The organism is Pseudoalteromonas thalassia (assembly GCF_049257215.1).
GTDB classification, from domain to species: Bacteria; Pseudomonadota; Gammaproteobacteria; order Enterobacterales; family Alteromonadaceae; genus Pseudoalteromonas; species Pseudoalteromonas lipolytica_C.
Genome location: NZ_JBMMUE010000001.1, coordinates 268976 through 286500 on the forward strand (window position 1 = coordinate 268976; position 17525 = coordinate 286500).

A 17525-nucleotide genomic window follows, 5' to 3' on the forward strand; every position below is an offset into this window, starting at 1 on the left:
TGGCACAGCAATGAAAATCTACCTGAATATCAATAAGCGGATGTTTAATGTATCTAGTGATGATATTCTAATATAGCTAACAATCAAGCAAACTGGCTACTGTTTTATATTCTTTAATCGGTTGATTTTTTATGAAAACAATCTTAATCATGCGCCATGGCGAAGCAACGCCAATGCAAGCAGATGATGCAGCAAGACAACTGACCGAAAATGGTCATCAAGAAGCCAGTAGAATGGGGCAATGGTTAGCAACACATTATAAACCAGATGCTCTGTTGGTGAGTCCTTACATTCGCGCTCAACAAACCGCTACTGATGCAACGCAAAATATTTCGTTACAATTTAATGAAACTTGTAGCGATATTACGCCAGATGGCGTGCCACAAGTTGCTGCTGATTATTTAGAAACCCTCATTGCCATGCATCCTCAGTGTAATACTTGGTTAGTGGTAGCGCACATGCCAATAGTCAGCTATTTGGTTGATCAGTTGAGTCCTGGCCACATGCCTATTTTCAATACTGGCGCAGTCGCCATAATTGAATATGATGAGCACAATCAGCGCAGTTACTACCATAGTATTCACTCACCAAATAACGTCGAAATATAACAGTAGATTTGCTAAATTAGCGCCACTGTTAATTTTTTAAGTCCTTACTATGACAATTGAACGCTTACAAACGGGTGCGCGTATGAGCCGCATTGTTAAGCATAACGGCACTGTTTACTTGTGTGGCCAAGTGTGTGCTGATGCTGAAAAAGATATCACTGAACAAACTCAAACTATGCTTGATAAAGTTGAAGCCTTACTCATTGAGGCTGGTAGTAGCAAAGAGCATATGTTAAGTGCCACTATTTATCTGAAAAGCATGGAATATTTTGCCGAGATGAACGCTGTTTGGGATGCATGGGTACCACAGGATCATGCACCTGCTCGCGCTTGTGTTGAGGCAAAAATGGCGCGCGATGCTCTGCTTGTAGAGATTTCTGTTGTTGCAGCTGTTAAGTAACGAGCAGCGAATTGCGCAGTTGATTGCTCGCTTTAATGAGCAATCTGGGCGCGCAGTTGTTCAATTACCAAGTTGGCATTTTTGTGATAGTGAGCAAGATGCCAATGACTGCGCATTGCTGGTTTTAAATGGCGTAAAACAAGCAACAACCCCTTCACTTTATTGGTTTAAAGCCAACAATGAAGCCCTTCCTGAAGTGGGTGATTTGGCCATTTTTACTAATTGGCTAGGACAGCCGCTAGGTATTATTGAAACTGTCTCTGTAACCATTACCGCATTTAATCAAATAAGCGCAGATTATGCCGCGCTAGAAGGCGAGGGCGACAAAAGCCTTGAATATTGGCAACGCGTACATTGGGACTATTATCAGCGAGAATTAGCTGGCACAGGCTATCAATGTCACCCCGATATGCCTTTAGTGTGTGAACAGTTTAAGTTAATTTTTAAGGAGTCAGCATGAGTTCAAATCCTGTGGTTCTTATCACTGGCGGCGGACGAGGTATTGGTGCCGCGACAGCAAAGCTGTTTGCTAAACATGGCTATGATGTGTGTATTAATTATAAGTCAGATCAAGCAAGTGCAGAGCAGGTAGCCCAACAGCTAAAATCCCTCGGTGTGAATTCGTACTTATTACAAGCTGATATCGCAGATGAGCAGCAAGTAATCGCCATGTTCGCCAAACTCGATGGGCTGGTTGCGCGCTTAGACGTGTTAGTGAATAACGCGGCGATAATGATGCCGCAAATGCCGTTATTAGAGATGGATGCTAAGCGTATTAACACTATTTTAAGTTGCAATGTCACAGGGGCATTTTTGTGTGCGCGAGAAGCAATTAAGCGCATGGATAAAGGTAGTATTGTGAATGTGTCATCGGGTGCGTCGCGAACCGGCTCGCCAAATGAATATTTAGACTATGCCGCATCCAAAGGAGCACTTGATACCTTCACTATTGGTCTTGCAAAAGAAGTAGCGAGTAAAGGCATTCGAGTTAATGCGGTAAGGCCTGGTCTTATTTATACCGATATGCATCGTGATGGTGGTGAAGCAAACCGCGTCGATCGTTTAAAATCTAAATTGCCGCTGGGGCGTGGTGGAGAAGCTGATGAGGTCGCTTCAGCGATTTACTTTTTGGCAAGTGAGCAAGCATCATTTACAACAGGCAGTTTTATAGATGTTTCAGGTGGTTTATAAAAACTAAAGTAAAATAGTTAACCAAACACTAAAGCTCACTACACTTAACACCGTTGAAAGCACAACGCTACTTGCCAGTGTCGCCTGATGTTGTTTAATTTGATTAGCAATTAAATAAGCGTTTACACCTAAAGGAGAGGCGCTTAAAAGGACAAGTACTTTCAGCAGAGATTGCTCCAAATTAAAAACGTGGCTAGCAAAAAAGTATACAGCACAAGGTAAAACGGCAAGTTTGATGATGGTAGCAATAACGGAGGCCTGCCAGTTGTCTGCAACTTTATAGAACACCAAATTTGCCCCTAACACGAATAACGCACACGCAATGGCGGGTTTAGCAAGTAAGCTCAGGCCATTTGCTAAATCATCAAAAAGTGTAAAACCAAATAGGTTAACAGCAAGGCCACTACTGATACTCAACACGACTGGGTTCAGTAGCATGTTTTTAGCAAATGCTCGCCAAGAGAATGTTTGCTGCGACTTAGCACTGAGCAAAAAGGTGAGGGTAAACAATAATGCGCTGTGAAAAGTGATGATCATAAACACAATGCCGACCATTTGCTGCCCAAGAGCAGCAATAATAATAGGCAGACCTACCAGTACGGTATTTGAGTAACTACTGCCAAGAGCAAATACAGCGTGACGCGATGGTGCAGATTGCGTTGCTATAAAATACCGGTCAATCACATAGCCAAGGGCATAAATAGCTAATACTGGAATATAAAAACTTAAAAAGCCGGCAACAGAAACACTATTTTTTAAATCGGCTTGTGCCATATTCAAAAATAGAAAAGCAGGCACGCTAATGTAAAAGGTAAACTTGCTTAACCCTGCTATGTGCTCTTTCGATAAAAACTTGCTACGCGAGCTAATGTAACCACTTAAAACGATAAAAATCAGTGGAAAAATAATCGAAAAAATATGCACATTAGGCCTTATGACAAGAAGACGCTAGCGTCTGAACTCATCACTTTGTGGAAGATTAATTAAAATAAGTACCGCACCTTTACCGCCAAACTCAAGAGGTGCTTGATGCATAGCAATTACATCAGGGTGTTGTACTAAATATTGTGGCACTTTGTGTTTGAGTATGCGCTCACCAATACCATGCACAATACAGGCACAATAGTAGTGCTGTTTTTTACACTCATGAATTAATCCAGCCAGCTCATCTTTGGCTAACTCTTTATTTAAGCCATGTAAATCAAGGGTTAACTCAGGCGGGTAATCTCCACGACGAAGTTGCTTTGCCAAAAAGCTATCATGACCTGGTTTGACATAACTGACAGTGCCATGAGTGTCGATGTCTGGTACATATTCATCAGAAAAGAAAAATTCTGCCTGATGTTGCTTTTTTTGCTGGGAAAATTGCTTCGCTTGTGACACTTTAGGCTTATTGGTGAATCGAATAGTGTCTTGTTTAAAGGCTTTGGCACCACTAATACTCTGACGAAATAAATCAATATCGTCAGGGCTAATGTGATTGTTGGCGTGGGGATCTTTTTTCATGGCGGCAGTCTAAACAAAAAAACGCTAAAAATCGAGTAAAAACCAACTGAAAAGACGGTACAATACGCGTCAGAATAGACTTTGAAAGTTAAGGAACATACATGAACCATTTCCAGATTGAAGATGCAATTTTAGACGAGGCAATTGCAGAACTTTCAACGTTGCACGATTGGTTACGTTGGACAACCAGTCAATTTGCCAGCAGTGGTATTTTCTTTGGGCACGGCACAGATAATGCGTGGGATGAAGCAGTTAGCTTATTATTACCCGCATTAAGTTTGCCTATCGACGCGCCAAAAGAGCTAATGCATGCGCGTTTAACCAGCACCGAGAAAAACCGTTTAGCTGAACTAATTGCAGAGCGTATTAATGATTGTACGCCAGTACCATACCTGACCAACATAGCATGGTTTGCAGGTATGCCGTTTTATGTTGATGAGCGCGTGTTAATTCCACGCTCGCCATTTGCAGAGCTAATTAACAACCGCTTTGCACCTTGGTTAGAAGAGCCAAGCTCAGTAACGCGCATTCTTGATTTATGTACCGGCTCTGCGTGTATCGCCATTGCACTTGCACAAGCATTTGAAGATGCTCAAGTTGATGCGGTTGATATTTCTTATGAAGCGCTCGAAGTTGCTGATATTAATATTAGCGATTACATGCTCAATGACCGCGTACTACCAATTCAATCAGACGTGTTTAGTGGCGTTCCGGGTCAAAAATATGATCTGATCGTAGCAAATCCACCTTATGTTGATGCTGAAGATATGGCTGATTTACCGCGTGAATTCCACCATGAACCAGAACTTGGTTTAGCATCGGGTCATGACGGCCTAGACGTAACGCGTACAATTTTAGCTGAAGCCGCTGAACATCTAACTGATAACGGTTTGTTATTTGTCGAAGTCGGCAACTCTATGGTACATATGGAAGCGTTATATCCAAATGCACCGTTTGAGTGGGTTGAGTTCGAGCAAGGTGGATTAGGTGTGTTTGTGATCAGCAAAGAGCAACTAGTTAAGTATTTTGCTGACTAATAGCAGATTTTAAAAGCCGAGCCTGAGGGCTCGGTCTCAGTAGTCATTAGGAATGAGGAAAGTTAATGGCAGGTAATAGCATTGGACAACTATTTAAAGTGTCCACCTTTGGTGAGAGCCACGGCGTTGCATTAGGCGGCGTTGTTGATGGTACACCAGCAGGCCTTGAAATTTGCGAGGCCGACTTACAAATTGATTTAGACCGTCGTAAACCGGGACAAAGTCGTTATACAACGCAGCGCCGCGAAAGTGACGAAGTAAAAATTCTTTCAGGTGTATTCGAAGGTAAAACCACAGGTACTAGCATTGGTTTACTGATTGAAAACACCGATCAACGTTCAAAAGACTACGGCAAAATCGCTGAGGTGTTTCGTCCAGGTCATGGCGATTATACCTATTGGCATAAATACGGTATCCGTGATTACCGAGGTGGTGGTCGCTCTTCTGCCCGTGAAACGGCTATTCGTGTAGCGGCAGGTGCAATTGCTAAAAAATACTTAAAACAGTTTCATGGTATTGAAATTCGAGCATGTTTGAGCCAACTAGGGCCAATCAAAGCAGAAGACTACAACTGGGATGAAGTAGAAAATAATGCATTTTTCTTTCCAGACACCAGCAAGCTAGAAGCGCTTGATGAGTACATGCGCGACCTAAAAAAACAAGGTGATTCAGTAGGCGCTAAAGTTAAAGTGGTTGCTAAAAATGTGCCTGTAGGCTTAGGTGAGCCAGTATTTGATCGCCTAGATGCAGAGCTTGCACACTCGTTAATGAGCATTAATGCAGTAAAAGGCGTTGAAATTGGTGATGGCTTTGATGTGGTTGAGCAAAAAGGCTCTGAACACCGTGATGAATTGACTCCTGATGGTTTTACATCAAACCACGCGGGTGGTGTACTTGCAGGTATCTCGACAGGGCAAGATATCATTGCCTCTATCGCACTTAAGCCAACCTCAAGCATTACCATACCGGGCAACAGCATTAACACCAGCAACGAAGCGGTAGAGATGATCACCAAAGGACGTCATGACCCATGTGTAGGTATTCGTGCAATTCCTATTGCTGAGGCGATGATGGCGATTACCTTAATGGATCACTTATTGCGTCAACGTGGTCAAAACCCACATGTAAGCCACGAACATGGACCAATCAAAGGTTCGATTGATTAACTTGATTTAGCAAAGAACTATAAACTTAAAACGCGGCTCTAATATTGCCGCGTTTTTGATTGCAGAAGGTCAATAAAGAAACTTAAATACGATCAATTGCCTGCTTTGCTACCATGTATAGCTTTTTGATCATTAAACCTAATACCCAACGAATAAATTGAGCGGTAAGCTCTTTGACTTCATATGATGCTTTACCAACAAACGCGAGCATATGGCCAATTAACCCTTTTAACTCTTCTGTAAGCTCAACAAATTTAACCACTGATTCATATAGGCAGCGGGCTAAAATATCATAAAAAGTTAACCCGACAGTTAAACCTGCCTGTGCAGAGATGAAGGCGTATTGTCCTGTTTTCTTTAAAAAAGTAATTAAGCCATTGGTAATTACTCGCTGCCAGTTAAGCGAGAATCTAACATTAAAGCGCTGATCATACTTTAATACAGTATGGTTGTAGTGAAGGGGCTTAATTGAGCTTTCCATGCTGGCGTAGTCTTGATAGGCGGCAACAGTATTAGCGTAACCGGGCTCACTTTTTTCCATGGAATGCGCATTAAGGTTAAAAAATGCCCCTTCATTCATTGCCGTTTGATATTCGCTAGATGTATGGCTAAACGGCCAAGCAGGCACGCATGGGACGGGGTCTGCGCCATGTGTAACGCGATACTGGCCAATATTGTGAGCGGCAGAATGTACTGAGTGGTTTAATACAACTCGCGGCGCACCAAAGGTATATAAATTTACAGGAATGCCTTTTTCGCTTGCCCAAATTGCCGTGAGTTGTGCGATGGCACCACCAAGGCTATGCCCAACAAGGTGCAAGCACTTAGGTTTATGACTTTTTACATAAGCCTCAAACATGGGTTTCATACTGGTAAATGCTTTTTCGAAACCAGAGTGCACCTCTAAGTTTTTAGGTCCGTGAGTAATGGCTACATTTAAATTGGTTAGCCAATCAGAACAGGAGGTAAAAACAGTTCCGCGGATACCTATAATATGATGGCCTTTAAACCGGGGAGATATTCCTTCAGCTGTTAAAGCAAACCCTGTTGTGCGGTTTAGAAGTTGGTTTATTAAGCCACCACTAATACCTTTAATTTGGTTGCTGGTGATCTTGAAATTGTCTACAAAGCCGACACTAAAATCTTCCGAAAAATTATAGCTGTTTTTTATATCGTAGACTCTAGTCGCTACATTCGCAGCAATACTTGGGGGTAACGTTTGTCTCATAATTCTACTCTCTTCCCTGTAAAACGATCAGTTAAAATCTTAAAGTTTCCATCATGAATCTTATATTTTGCTTCTCCATTTTCAATTATATACGTTGGGATATAATCCACTTCCCATCTGCAAATACTTGTCGCAATTCTATTGAGGTGTTCATTAGTATTATTTTTAAACTCAAATCTCACTAATGGGTTAGTTAGTTCACAATTTAAAAACTTTAGTTTTTCTGTGTATTCTGGAATTTCGTATATGCCAGGCTGAGTCGTCCCCCATAAACCAATGATTGACTGATCATCTTTTTCTATAACAATTTTCTGGTGTACTCTGTCTTCCGAAATTAATTTATTCGGAATAGAGGAAAATATTGTTTTCTTTGGAAAGTGAAAGTGACCATCTTTACCTGTTGTGACTGTATCACGGCGCTCTACACCATCTATATAAGTCAGTGCGCGAATTATCTCTAAGTTAGCAATGGGTTGACCATTCTCAGTCACAATACCATTGACTTCTGGGCTTAAAAATACTTCTTTTTTCTTTCTGAACCAGCTAAACATATCGTCTCCTTGACCTATAGCTGTGAAAATAATTACACACGCAGAGAAGGCTAGAATAATGTGGGTAATTTTATTTGTAATTGATTTTTTCATAAGCAATCCGTGCGTATTTAGGGAACACTAATAGATTGAAAAACAGATGTAAAGTTGATTATTCCTTTTTTATGCCTGTTAGAATTTTAATAAAGGGAGTAGGCTGTGTTTGCTATCAGTCCACATTGCCAGCTCGCTATGTGGGTAGCGTTTAATAGGCGACAAATCACTGATAGATACACGATTTAAAAAAGCCTGATTATCAGTTAGCACCACCCAGTCTGAGCCTATGTCTGATGGGCTATGGCCTTGATAGCTAAACTTTAACATTGCCTTATTAAAATATTGGCTATGTGCCTGTAATACAGGCAGTAAGTCGATATGATTATTTGAGATATGCACAATCAATACGCCATTTTCATTGAGCCTTTGCCAATAAAGTGACATTGCTTCTTGGGTTAGCAAATGTGCAGGAATTACATCACTGGTAAATGCATCAATAATTAAGACATCAAATACTTCGTTCGCATTATTTTTTAGCGCAATACGACCATCCCCTAAGCTGACTGTGAGCTTGGCTTCACTGTTTTCTAAATATGAGAAATAACGCTTTGCCATCTCGTACACAGCAGGGTTTAACTCAAAAAAGTGAATACTATCCTGTTGGTCTGCAAACCGAGCTAAAACGCCTGCACCCAAACCAATCACGCCAATGTTTAGTGCGCTGTTTTGCTTTAGTATGGCAAGTGATTTAGCGACACCAGTATGCTGGTGGTAATAACTTTGCTCAAACTGTTGGTTTGGATTTAGTGGCTCTGAGCCATGAATCGTGGTGCCGTCAATTAAGCGCCTTTCTTTTATTGATTGAGTGTTTATATCTTTTACCGCTAAATAGCCATAAAAATTGCGGCTAGTGGCAATGTTATATTGGTTAAAGTTTACCGCTAAAAAACAATAGCATGCTAACCAAGTAACTGAGCTGGTCATGAGAGTGAATTTGAGCTGGTTTGTCTTTGTTTTAGCTTTTGTTTGGTAGTAACACACAAAACTAAAGATAACCGCTAATGTAAGTAAATACTCGTCAATCTGGACAAATAGCAATGGGGCAACGAGCGTACTGAAAAGCGAACCTAACACACCGCCAAGGGCGATATAAAAATAAAAAACGGTAAATTGCTCGTTTTCAGGGGCTTTGTTTCTCAGCTCACCATGACAGACCATACCGGCGGTTAATAGAATAAAGCTGTAAATTATAAGCTGGGCTAGGGCATTGAATAAGCTGCCAAAATAAAACATCAGCAGGCCTGCAAAAGCCGAAAATATAAACGCATATGCCCACACATGACGCTGATAATTTACTTTGTTGGCAAACGTGTAACTAAAGGTGAGCAAGTAAATTACAAGAGGTAACGACCAAAGTAATGGCATGGGTGGAATATTAGTGCTGATCATATGCGTGGTAGATACCAACATGGCCGAGCTTAAGGCACTTAATAACAGCCATTGACCTTTACCTTTTAATAGCGTGATATGCCTAGTCTGAATAGATGCTCTTGATAAATCGGGTGCTTTCTTTAGTAAAAATATTACAAGAAGTGCTAATAACAAGCAGTAGCTGATGAGTCCAAATAGCCAGTAAGTAGTTTGCTGCTCTAAAGAAAATAGTAATTCATAAACGAGTGGGTAGCTCATTAACGCCATTAAAGAACCCAAGTTTGAGATGGAATACCAATGGTAAGGCACCTGTGCTGAAGCAGTTTGCACATACCATCTTTGTAAAATAACGCTGGTAGCGCTCAGTAGAATAAATATTGGACCAATTTCTATAAATAAATTAACAAACACCGCAAGCGTAGGCGGCCAATTTGTGAGATTTGGGGCTGCAAATTCTGTCACAACAATGAGTGTGGCAAAGCTGACTAAAACTATATGGGTGACTACCTGCAACTTAATATGAAAGCGACCCATACCATGCGCATAGAAATAGCCAATAAGTAACATGACTTGATAAAACACTAAACTTGCTGACCAGATAGAAGCACCACCACCAAATTGCGGTAGAAGTTGCTTTGAAAGCATCGGCTGAATTTGAAAAATTAAAAAAGCACTGATGAAAATAGTGAGCGTTGATAAATATTTATACATTGTTTTTATTACCTATTTTGAGATAGCAAAAACAATCCAATAGCCAGAGCAAAGTGACAATGGAGTAACGCTTGAGTTTCTCTTAAGAAAACCTTAATCTTTGATTCGTAAATATTTATTGGAGAAGTAAGTGGCGCGTTATCGAATCGGCAAATTTGCAATTGATGAGAGTCGATGTTTAATTTCATCGCAAGATTATGAGCAAATAGTCGAGCCAAAGGTCATGGATGTATTACATACCCTTTATTTAAATAAAGGTGAAGTTGTAAGCCAAGAAGTAATCTTTGCAAAAGTGTGGCCTAATGCTACCTACAACCCAAGTTCTGTACAGCGTTGTATCGCATTGCTACGAAAAGCACTCCAAGAAGATGCCAAAAATCCGCAGTATATAATTACACACCCTAAGCGCGGTTATAGCCTTGAAAAAGTAACACAGGGGCAAAGCAAAAAACTAAAATCGCAACATCTTGGGTTGCTGTTTGTTTTACTAGTAAGCCTTATCGCTATTGCGTGGCAACTAGTCCCTAAGCAACAAGATAATGCTCACTTTACCCAGTTGATGCCACTCACTTCGAGTGAACTAAATGAAGCTAATTTGTCACTTTCACATAGTGGTAAGTACCTTGCTTTTGTTCGAGGTAATAAAGGAAGTCAGCAGATTTGGATTAAAGAGCTTGCGACTGAGCGAGAGGTGAGGCTAACTGAAGACGCAGCAAGCTACTACGCTTTGGGGTGGTCTAACTCCGATAATGCGATTGCGTTTGTGAAAAGCGCAGAGCAGAAACAATATCTGAACACATTAAGCATTGATTTATCGAAATTTCAGCCATTAGAACAAGCGACGGTGAGTGTTTTAAATGACACCGTTGTGACCAGTCACCATATCGATTGGCATGCTGATAAGCTGCTCTATTACATAGAAAAAGATAAACTAAACAACGATACTCGACTCGTTTCACTCAACTTAGAGTCTAAACAAAAGGCACATTTACTAGCCGCTACACAGCAAGATTGGTTACTCGTTAATGCGTTATCGAAAGACGGCCGTAAAGTCGCAATGGGGATTGAAGCGGGTCAAAACAAATACCGTATTGATGTACTCGACCTTGCCAGTAAAAAAATACAAACTATTGCTATCATAGAAAACGGTATTCAAGGGTTAAGTTGGCACCCGAACAATCAAGCGCTATTGATAAGTCAACGAAATCAGCTTATTAATCTAGAGCTAGATGGTGAGCTTCAGCTAATTTCATTTAATAATTATCAAATAATTCGTGATGCCCAGTACACACCAGACGCTGAAGCCATTTTGATGGAGTTAGTGAATGTTGATGTAGATATTGTTAGCCAAACACGCGCCACCCCTGACAAATTGACCAAACTCGTTGATACCTCATCAATCGACTTTCTACCCGTGTTTTCGCCAGACTCAACGAAATTTGTTTTTGAGTCACATCGTTTTGGATTAAAACAATTATTTTTATACGATAATGGCAAGCAAACGCGCATTTTTGCTAATCCTGATAACCATGAGTTATTTGGCATTGTTTGGAGCCAGGACGCACGACAGGTGTACGCCGCAAGTAAAGATACATTGTTTAAAATTGATTTAAGCAGTGGCACTTATGAAACAATTCCTCACGGCAATCATTCTTTCTATTTGAGAGAAATGTATCACAATCAAGACGCGATTTTAGTTTCGTATCGAGCAGAGGATGGACAGACGTTTCATCCGGCTAAATTCGATTTAACAAGCCTAACTTTGACACCATTCACAGGCTCAGGGAAACGTTTAAGTTGCTATGGCATGGATTTAGATGAGCAAGACCAGATCTATTTTTCAAATAGCAACGAAGTGTTTCGAGTTAATAGCCGAGGAGATATTGAGACTGTTTGGCAAGCAGCTAACAATGACATCATTGGTATATCTGTAAGTAACCAGCAATTAGCGGTCACTATGGAGCATGCTGATACTATTAATTTCCAGCGTATCGATTTGGCAACTGCCGCAACCGAAAGTTGGCAATTAACTCAACCTAAGCAACATATGCTGATCAACAGTGCCCATGATTTAACAGAGTTTTTATACCTTACAGAGCCTAATAGAACTCGTAAGTTAGTAAAGCTTCTTTAGCTTGATATGGTCTTTATGCCTTAATTATTTCCACAAGCTGTTTAATTTTTTCATGACTGAGTGGGTTGTGGGCATGATTACCGTAAAGCAGGACGATATCAATGACAGGCAGTATCGGAAGTGAGTTATTGCTGATTTCTTCCACACCTGATTGCATGCTTATTCGCGCCATACTGCCAATTGCCAGTCCCTGTTTAATCAAGCCATGTAACGCTCCCGCTGAGCCACAACAGGCAATAATATTAAAACGGCGTTCGGCTTTTAAAAGGCCTTCAATACTGGCTTGGTGAAACTTACAGTCTCGTTGAAACAAGGCGATAGGAAGTGGGGTTGAATTGTTAATCTTAAAACCGGGGCATTTCACCCACACACCTTGGCTTGATTGTAATAAGTAACCTTCTTCGCTGTCTGGCGAGCGAGTGGCAATCACTAAATCGAGCATACCTTGGTCTAGCTTGGCTCTAAGCTCAGTACTTGGGGCGCAGCTTATTTGTAAATCTAGCGCATTAAACTGTTGATGTAAGGCACCAACAAGCTCTGGTAGTAAAGAGTGGGCATAGTCGTCAGGACAACCTATGCGTACGCGCATATTGCCTGTGCCTGCTTTTAATTGCTTAAACGCTTCATCATGAAGCGCTATCAATTGTTTTGCATAGCTTGCTAGCTGGTGGCCTTGATGAGTTAGCACCAGTTGACGACCTTGCTTTTCAAATAGGGGGCTTGCAATGTCTTGTTCAAGCTTTTTCATTTGCATACTTACCGCAGATTGGGTTCTGCAAATCTGTGCTGCAGCGCGGGTAAAACTGCCTGTATCAACAAAGGCACAAAAAGTCCTGAGGGCATCAATATCCATAATGTATCAATTTTACTTATAGGTAGCATAAAAACAATTGGCGAGTAATTCACCAATTGCTGTTTTATAGTGAGCCTAATCTAAACGTTAAAGGAAGCGCAATGCAATTATTTATTGGCAATAAAAATTACTCAACTTGGTCATTAAGAGCGTGGTATTTACTGAGTAAATTCAATATCTCTTTTACAGAGCAACAGTTAGTTTTAGATACGCCTGAGTTTTATGAAGCATTAAAAAGCACGTTTCCAGTGCAAAAAGTGCCGGCACTTATTGATGCTGAGTTAATCGTGTGGGATTCACTCGCTATTTGTGAATATATCAATGATGCTTATCTAAATGGTGCTGCTTGGCCTAGTGAAATAGCCCAAAGAGCAAAAGCTCGAAGTCTAGCTGCCGAGATGCATTCTGGTTTTGCTGCACTTCGCAATGAAATGCCGATGAACATTCGCGCTAAAAGGCATGTTGAATTATCAGAGCAAGCTAAAAAAGATATCGCACGTATCGATGAGATTTTTTCGGCTCAGCAGCAGCGTTATCCTAATGCGTGGTTATTTGGCGAGTTTTCTATTGTTGATGCGATGTTTGCACCTGTGGTGTTGCGTTTTAAAACCTATCAGGTGGAGCTGTCGCGTGCAGCACAAGCTTATTGCCAGTATGTGCTAGCATGCCCTGTGTTGCAAACCTGGATCAATCAAGCATTAAAAGAAACCGATATTGTTGTATGTGATGAGGCAGGAAAAGAAATTTTATAACATAACCACGGAGTATTTCATTAAGACTTCGTTTGCCCCTACTTATATTGTACTGGTTAAAATGTGTTATTTTTATACAAAATAACTAGTTCAATTCTAATCTCTTCCTTCTATAATAGAGTTGTTGCTCTTTAATTCAACACTTCTCATTCTCCCTTTTGTTGTAGGCACATTTATGGGCGTTTATGCTGCAAAGTTATTAAACAAAGATATGACTATTAACCGTTATGCTTGTCAGTTCAAGTCGAAACAGGTTGAGTTGTTATTTATACAAAGTAAATTGATGCAAGATAAAAAGCTTGCTCAATTTCTTGCATGTATAATCGCCGTTGTCAGTATGCTCGTCACTTTTTTCGATAAGATGATCATTCAGCCAGATTTCTGGCCTGAAATTGCTTTGATTGGTAGAACTATCACTGTATTTGTATGCGTTAGCGCTGCTTTTGGTATTAGTTTTGTAAAGTCACCGAAGCAATTAATAAAGATGGTCATCGCCTTTATGATGTTTATGTTTTTGAATATGCAATTTATGGTTATCACCTATGAGCGTCATTATATATTGCATATGTTTTTTGATGTCATTGTATTGATTACATTTTACTTCTCTACTTTGCTTTCCTTGAAACTATCAGCGCTATTAGGTGTGTTTTATAGCTGTTTGGCTATTTCCGTTATTTATTTTAATAAAGATATAAATTTGCATTCTTTTTATGTGGTTATTTTAGCTCACATAGCGGCTAATTTAGCGGGGTCGATCATGGCTGCCCATGAACACATTATTCGTCGTGAGCTATTTGTACGTAATACGCAATTAGGTCAATTAGCTCAAGAAATGAAAAAGCAGGCCTTGAAAGATGCGCTTACACAGTTACCTAACCGCAGAGCGTTTGATAATACTTATGAGCATTACCAAAAACTCAGTAAAGAAAATCAATATAAATCAAAACAAGTATGTGTTGTTTTAGCTGATATTGATTACTTTAAACGTGTTAATGACACCCATGGGCACGAAGTTGGCGACGCTGTGCTAGAAAAGTTTTCAACATTCCTTACAAAGTCTTTGAGAGCTTCTGACGATGTTTATCGTTTTGGCGGAGAGGAGTTTGTAATTGTGTTGCCGCTTTGTTCTGTTGAAGATGCGATGATAATTGTCAATAAGATGATTGAAACACTGAATGCTGAGCCGTTACATCTTAATGATATGTGTTTATCAATAAGAGCAAGCTTTGGTTTGACAGTTATGCGTGAGGAGCTTCAAAAGTCTGTTATTGCTCGAGCAGATTCAGCGTTATACGAAGCCAAAGAGGCTGGTCGCAATCAACTGGTCGTTAAAATCTAGCGAGTCTGTCTAAATAAGTTGTTTTAGATTTCACTTTTATTTTATACCTAGATAGGTATATTCAGCATGCAAGGAGCCGCAATATGCTACCAGGCCAACCTAAGGGCTTTAAAGTTTCAATTCGCGTCAGTGTGTTACTGGTGTTTGCCTTGGCAAGTTTATTAACAGGGATTGTGGCAATTAGTCTCCATTATTACTTTAGTGAAAAGTTTGTACTGCAGACAAAAACGGACCAATTTAAGCAGACCAGTCAACAAATAGCAGACCATATCTCGAGAATAAATCATCGGGTTGATAATACGCTCAGCGTAATGATCCATGATACTCGACTCTTTTCTGAAGATAGCAAGGATAAAGACACCTTGCGTAATGTGTTGATAGAGGTACTAAGTCGACATGCGGATTTTTACTCATTAATTCTTGCGCATCAAAATGGTGATATGCTGCAAGTAATTAATTTAAAAGGTGATGCAATCTTACCCGCTAGTTTTCAAATCCGGCCTTTGGAGCGCTGGTTGATTTATAAAGTCTCCGGGCAAGGTGATGCTCGCAAAACCGTAAAGTTATTCTTGGATGAAAGCCTTTCGGTTATTAGAGTCAAAGAAGAAAAAACTGACTATGATCCTCGTACCCGAAAGTGGTTTAAGGAGGCCTCTAGTGAGTCAGTCTCAAAGTCTGAGCAGTATGTTTTTAATCTATTAGAAATGCCGGGCTATACCTATTCAATACAGTCAGCAGACACAGGTGATGTACTTGCACTTGATATAGCCAGCTCCAGTTTGAGCCACTTTCTTTTAGAGCAACAACTTAAAATGCAGTTCTTAGTTTCTTCTGAAATGTATGTTTACCGGGGTGGTGGCGAAATCATCGCAGCAAGTCGTAATCAAAGTCAGCAACGAACATTCGACGACTTATCTGCGCTTATTCGACTTGATGAGCAACAACCTGGGCTTGCCAATAAAAAGCAACAGTTCGGTAAAATGCTTGATGTGCACGAAAATGGTCAAGAAAAATATATGTTTGTAGTGCCATTACCACTTAGTGGCGATATGCACTCTGATGAAGTGGATTACTTTACAGTGCTAGTTGCGAAAGAAGATGTGCTAGCAATTATTAAAGAGAAAATCAGAATCTCAATTTTAGTCACAGGGTTATGTTTATTGTTACTTTTGCCCGTATCGTGGTTTTTTGCATCTTCGATTGTTAATCCTATTTTGAAATTGGTGGGCGAAAATAAAAAAATCCAACAGCGTGATTACAATGAGGTTTCTACACTTTCGAGCCATATTCTAGAGATTCATTATTTAGCCAGTTCTATGGTTGATATGAGTCGCTCAATTGAGCAGCATGAAAACTCGCAAAAAGCGTTAATGGAATCTTTTATTGAGCTTATAGCGCAAGCAATTGATGATAAATCACCTTACACGGCAGGGCATTGTGAGCGGGTGCCAGAGCTCGGAATTTGGCTTGCCGATGCAGCATCAGGTTCAAAGGATGAGGCGTTTTCTGAGTTTAGTTTTAAAACCCCAGATGAGCGACGAGAGTTTCGTTTAGCAGCATGGTTGCATGACTGCGGTAAAATTACTACGCCAGAACATATTGTTGATAAAGGCACTAAGCTGGAAACAATTTACAACCGAATTCATGAAGTTCGTATGCGCTTTGAAGTACTGCTGCGAGATGCAAAACTAGACTACTACGAAAAACTGCTTGTAAACCCAGAACAAAAACAGCAGTTACAACAGCAATTAGACGCTGAGATTGAAAAGTTGCATGCAGATTTTAGCTTTATTGCGGCATGTAATGTCGGCGGAGAGTTTATGGATGAGTCGCAATTAAATCGTTTACATCAGATTGCCAGCATCAAGTGGTATCGTCACTTCGATGCTAGTCTTGGTTTATCGCCACTTGAAGAGTTGCGCATGGTAAACCTTAAAGATCAAACTTTGCCTGTTGAAGAATCACTATTGAGTGATAAACCAAGTGATTTAATTCCTCATGAAAAGGCCATTGATTACGAACCTGATTTAGGGATAAAAATGACAATCCCTGAGTATAAATACAATCTAGGTGAGATTTATAATTTATCTATTTCACGCGGTACGCTCACTGCTGAGGATAGGTTTAAAATTAATGAACATGTTATCAGTACTATTCGCATGCTTTCTAATGTTCCTTTTCCGAAAGAGCTTGCTCGGATCCCACGTTATGCCTCGACGCATCATGAAACATTAAAAGGTACTGGATATCCTCGCCAATTAACTGCAAAAGATTTATCAATACCTGAACGAGTGTTAGTGCTGGCTGATATTTTTGAGGCTCTAACTGCGACAGATAGGCCGTATAAAAAAGCCAAACCTCTGAGTGTTGCAATTGATATTTTAGCGAAGATGGTCGATGACGAGCATATTGATCGTGATGTATTTGAGCTATTTTTAACCTCAGGCATATACCTAAAATATGCAAAACAGTTTTTAGATGAGTCGCAAATCGATTCGGTCGATATTCAAAAATATCTAAGATAATTATTTGCTTATGCTTTAGGCTAATATTGCAGTGTTTTTGTTTGTAATACAAAGTTA

Annotated in this window: 15 protein-coding genes and 1 pseudogene; 10 read left to right on the forward strand and 6 right to left on the reverse strand. The window is 40.2% G+C overall.

Features of this window, described 5'->3' with window-relative positions:
- The first annotated feature begins 131 nt into the window (after window positions 1–131).
- From sixA to AAEU31_RS01325, 4 genes are read left to right on the forward strand one after another with little or no spacing between them, the layout of a single operon-like run.
- Window positions 132–608, forward strand: coding sequence for a phosphohistidine phosphatase SixA (sixA, locus tag AAEU31_RS01310; protein WP_138557457.1), 477 nt, complete (start codon window positions 132–134; stop codon window positions 606–608).
- Window positions 609–657: 49 nt separating this feature from the next.
- Window positions 658–1008, forward strand: coding sequence for a RidA family protein (locus tag AAEU31_RS01315; protein WP_421966199.1), 351 nt, complete (start codon window positions 658–660; stop codon window positions 1006–1008).
- Window positions 992–1468 carry an ASCH domain-containing protein gene (locus AAEU31_RS01320; RefSeq protein ID WP_421966200.1) on the forward strand — a complete coding sequence of 159 codons (477 nt, stop codon included), beginning with the start codon at window positions 992–994 and terminating at the stop codon, window positions 1466–1468. Before AAEU31_RS01315 ends, AAEU31_RS01320 begins: the two co-directional genes overlap by 17 nt.
- Window positions 1465–2199 (forward strand): SDR family oxidoreductase, encoded by a 735-nt coding sequence (locus tag AAEU31_RS01325; protein WP_421966201.1) that lies wholly within the window; start codon window positions 1465–1467, stop codon window positions 2197–2199. Before AAEU31_RS01320 ends, AAEU31_RS01325 begins: the two co-directional genes overlap by 4 nt.
- A 3-nt stretch (window positions 2200–2202) precedes the next feature.
- Here AAEU31_RS01325 and AAEU31_RS01330 read toward each other — a convergent pair whose 3' ends face one another.
- Window positions 2203–3123, reverse strand: a complete 921-nt coding sequence (locus tag AAEU31_RS01330) for an AEC family transporter (RefSeq protein WP_295512678.1) — start codon at window positions 3121–3123, stop codon at window positions 2203–2205.
- A 24-nt stretch (window positions 3124–3147) separates the two neighbouring features.
- Complete coding sequence (gene smrB / locus AAEU31_RS01335) at window positions 3148–3705, reverse strand: endonuclease SmrB (protein ID WP_135923935.1); 558 nt, start codon at window positions 3703–3705, stop codon at window positions 3148–3150.
- A 101-nt stretch (window positions 3706–3806) separates the two neighbouring features.
- Here smrB and prmB point away from each other — a divergent pair, with 101 nt between their 5' ends.
- Both prmB and aroC read left to right on the forward strand, forming a co-directional pair.
- Window positions 3807–4742, forward strand: coding sequence for a 50S ribosomal protein L3 N(5)-glutamine methyltransferase (gene prmB, locus AAEU31_RS01340; protein WP_135923936.1), 936 nt, complete (start codon window positions 3807–3809; stop codon window positions 4740–4742).
- A 65-nt stretch (window positions 4743–4807) separates the two neighbouring features.
- Window positions 4808–5908 carry a chorismate synthase gene (gene aroC / locus AAEU31_RS01345; RefSeq protein WP_421966202.1) on the forward strand — a complete coding sequence of 367 codons (1101 nt, stop codon included), beginning with the start codon at window positions 4808–4810 and terminating at the stop codon, window positions 5906–5908.
- Between the two features lie 82 nt (window positions 5909–5990).
- Here the strand turns inward: aroC and AAEU31_RS01350 are convergent, their stop codons facing one another.
- The 3 genes from AAEU31_RS01350 to AAEU31_RS01360 all read right to left on the reverse strand — a co-directional run bounded on the left by AAEU31_RS01350 (window position 5991) and on the right by AAEU31_RS01360 (window position 9865).
- The gene (locus AAEU31_RS01350; protein ID WP_421966203.1) at window positions 5991–7136 is read right to left on the reverse strand and encodes a lipase family protein; all 1146 of its coding nucleotides are present in this window, start codon (window positions 7134–7136) and stop codon (window positions 5991–5993) included.
- Complete coding sequence (locus AAEU31_RS01355) at window positions 7133–7780, reverse strand: DUF6795 domain-containing protein (protein WP_421966204.1); 648 nt, start codon at window positions 7778–7780, stop codon at window positions 7133–7135. Before AAEU31_RS01355 ends, AAEU31_RS01350 begins: the two co-directional genes overlap by 4 nt.
- A gap of 78 nt (window positions 7781–7858) precedes the next feature.
- Entirely contained in the window at window positions 7859–9865 is a 2007-nt protein-coding gene (locus AAEU31_RS01360) for a fused MFS/spermidine synthase (RefSeq protein ID WP_421966205.1), read from the reverse strand.
- 130 nt (window positions 9866–9995) lie between these two features.
- On the opposite strand from AAEU31_RS01360, the gene AAEU31_RS01365 reads away from it, so the two are divergent.
- The gene (locus AAEU31_RS01365) at window positions 9996–11999 is read left to right on the forward strand and encodes a winged helix-turn-helix domain-containing protein (RefSeq protein ID WP_421966206.1); all 2004 of its coding nucleotides are present in this window, start codon (window positions 9996–9998) and stop codon (window positions 11997–11999) included.
- A gap of 13 nt (window positions 12000–12012) precedes the next feature.
- Here AAEU31_RS01365 and AAEU31_RS01370 read toward each other — a convergent pair whose 3' ends face one another.
- Window positions 12013–12852 (reverse strand): LysR family transcriptional regulator, encoded by an 840-nt coding sequence (locus AAEU31_RS01370; protein WP_421966207.1) that lies wholly within the window; start codon window positions 12850–12852, stop codon window positions 12013–12015.
- Window positions 12853–12953: 101 nt separating this feature from the next.
- Between AAEU31_RS01370 and AAEU31_RS01375 the strand changes: the two genes are divergently transcribed.
- From AAEU31_RS01375 to AAEU31_RS01385, 3 genes and pseudogenes are all read left to right on the forward strand, one after another.
- The gene (locus AAEU31_RS01375; protein WP_421966208.1) at window positions 12954–13604 is read left to right on the forward strand and encodes a glutathione S-transferase family protein; all 651 of its coding nucleotides are present in this window, start codon (window positions 12954–12956) and stop codon (window positions 13602–13604) included.
- 175 nt (window positions 13605–13779) lie between these two features.
- On the forward strand, window positions 13780–14943 hold the full coding sequence (locus tag AAEU31_RS01380; protein WP_421966209.1) for a GGDEF domain-containing protein: 1164 nt from the start codon (window positions 13780–13782) through the stop codon (window positions 14941–14943).
- A 950-nt stretch (window positions 14944–15893) separates the two neighbouring features.
- Window positions 15894–17468 (forward strand): annotated as a pseudogene (locus AAEU31_RS01385) (HD-GYP domain-containing protein); the annotation flags it as partial.
- Window positions 17469–17525 lie beyond the last annotated feature (57 nt).

Excerpts from the sequence above, each read along its gene's own strand:
- sixA (WP_138557457.1), top strand. The coding sequence starts at position 132 with ATGAAAACAATCTTAATCATGCGCCATGGCGAAGCAACGCCAATGCAA.
- AAEU31_RS01315 (WP_421966199.1), top strand. The coding sequence starts at position 658 with ATGACAATTGAACGCTTACAAACGGGTGCGCGTATGAGCCGCATTGTT.
- AAEU31_RS01325 (WP_421966201.1), top strand. The coding sequence starts at position 1,465 with ATGAGTTCAAATCCTGTGGTTCTTATCACTGGCGGCGGACGAGGTATT.
- smrB (WP_135923935.1), bottom strand. The coding sequence starts at position 3,705 with ATGAAAAAAGATCCCCACGCCAACAATCACATTAGCCCTGACGATATT.
- prmB (WP_135923936.1), top strand. The coding sequence starts at position 3,807 with ATGAACCATTTCCAGATTGAAGATGCAATTTTAGACGAGGCAATTGCA.
- aroC (WP_421966202.1), top strand. The coding sequence starts at position 4,808 with ATGGCAGGTAATAGCATTGGACAACTATTTAAAGTGTCCACCTTTGGT.
- AAEU31_RS01350 (WP_421966203.1), bottom strand. The coding sequence starts at position 7,136 with ATGAGACAAACGTTACCCCCAAGTATTGCTGCGAATGTAGCGACTAGA.
- AAEU31_RS01355 (WP_421966204.1), bottom strand. The coding sequence starts at position 7,780 with ATGAAAAAATCAATTACAAATAAAATTACCCACATTATTCTAGCCTTC.
- AAEU31_RS01360 (WP_421966205.1), bottom strand. The coding sequence starts at position 9,865 with ATGTATAAATATTTATCAACGCTCACTATTTTCATCAGTGCTTTTTTA.
- AAEU31_RS01370 (WP_421966207.1), bottom strand. The coding sequence starts at position 12,852 with ATGGATATTGATGCCCTCAGGACTTTTTGTGCCTTTGTTGATACAGGC.
- AAEU31_RS01375 (WP_421966208.1), top strand. The coding sequence starts at position 12,954 with ATGCAATTATTTATTGGCAATAAAAATTACTCAACTTGGTCATTAAGA.
- AAEU31_RS01380 (WP_421966209.1), top strand. The coding sequence starts at position 13,780 with ATGGGCGTTTATGCTGCAAAGTTATTAAACAAAGATATGACTATTAAC.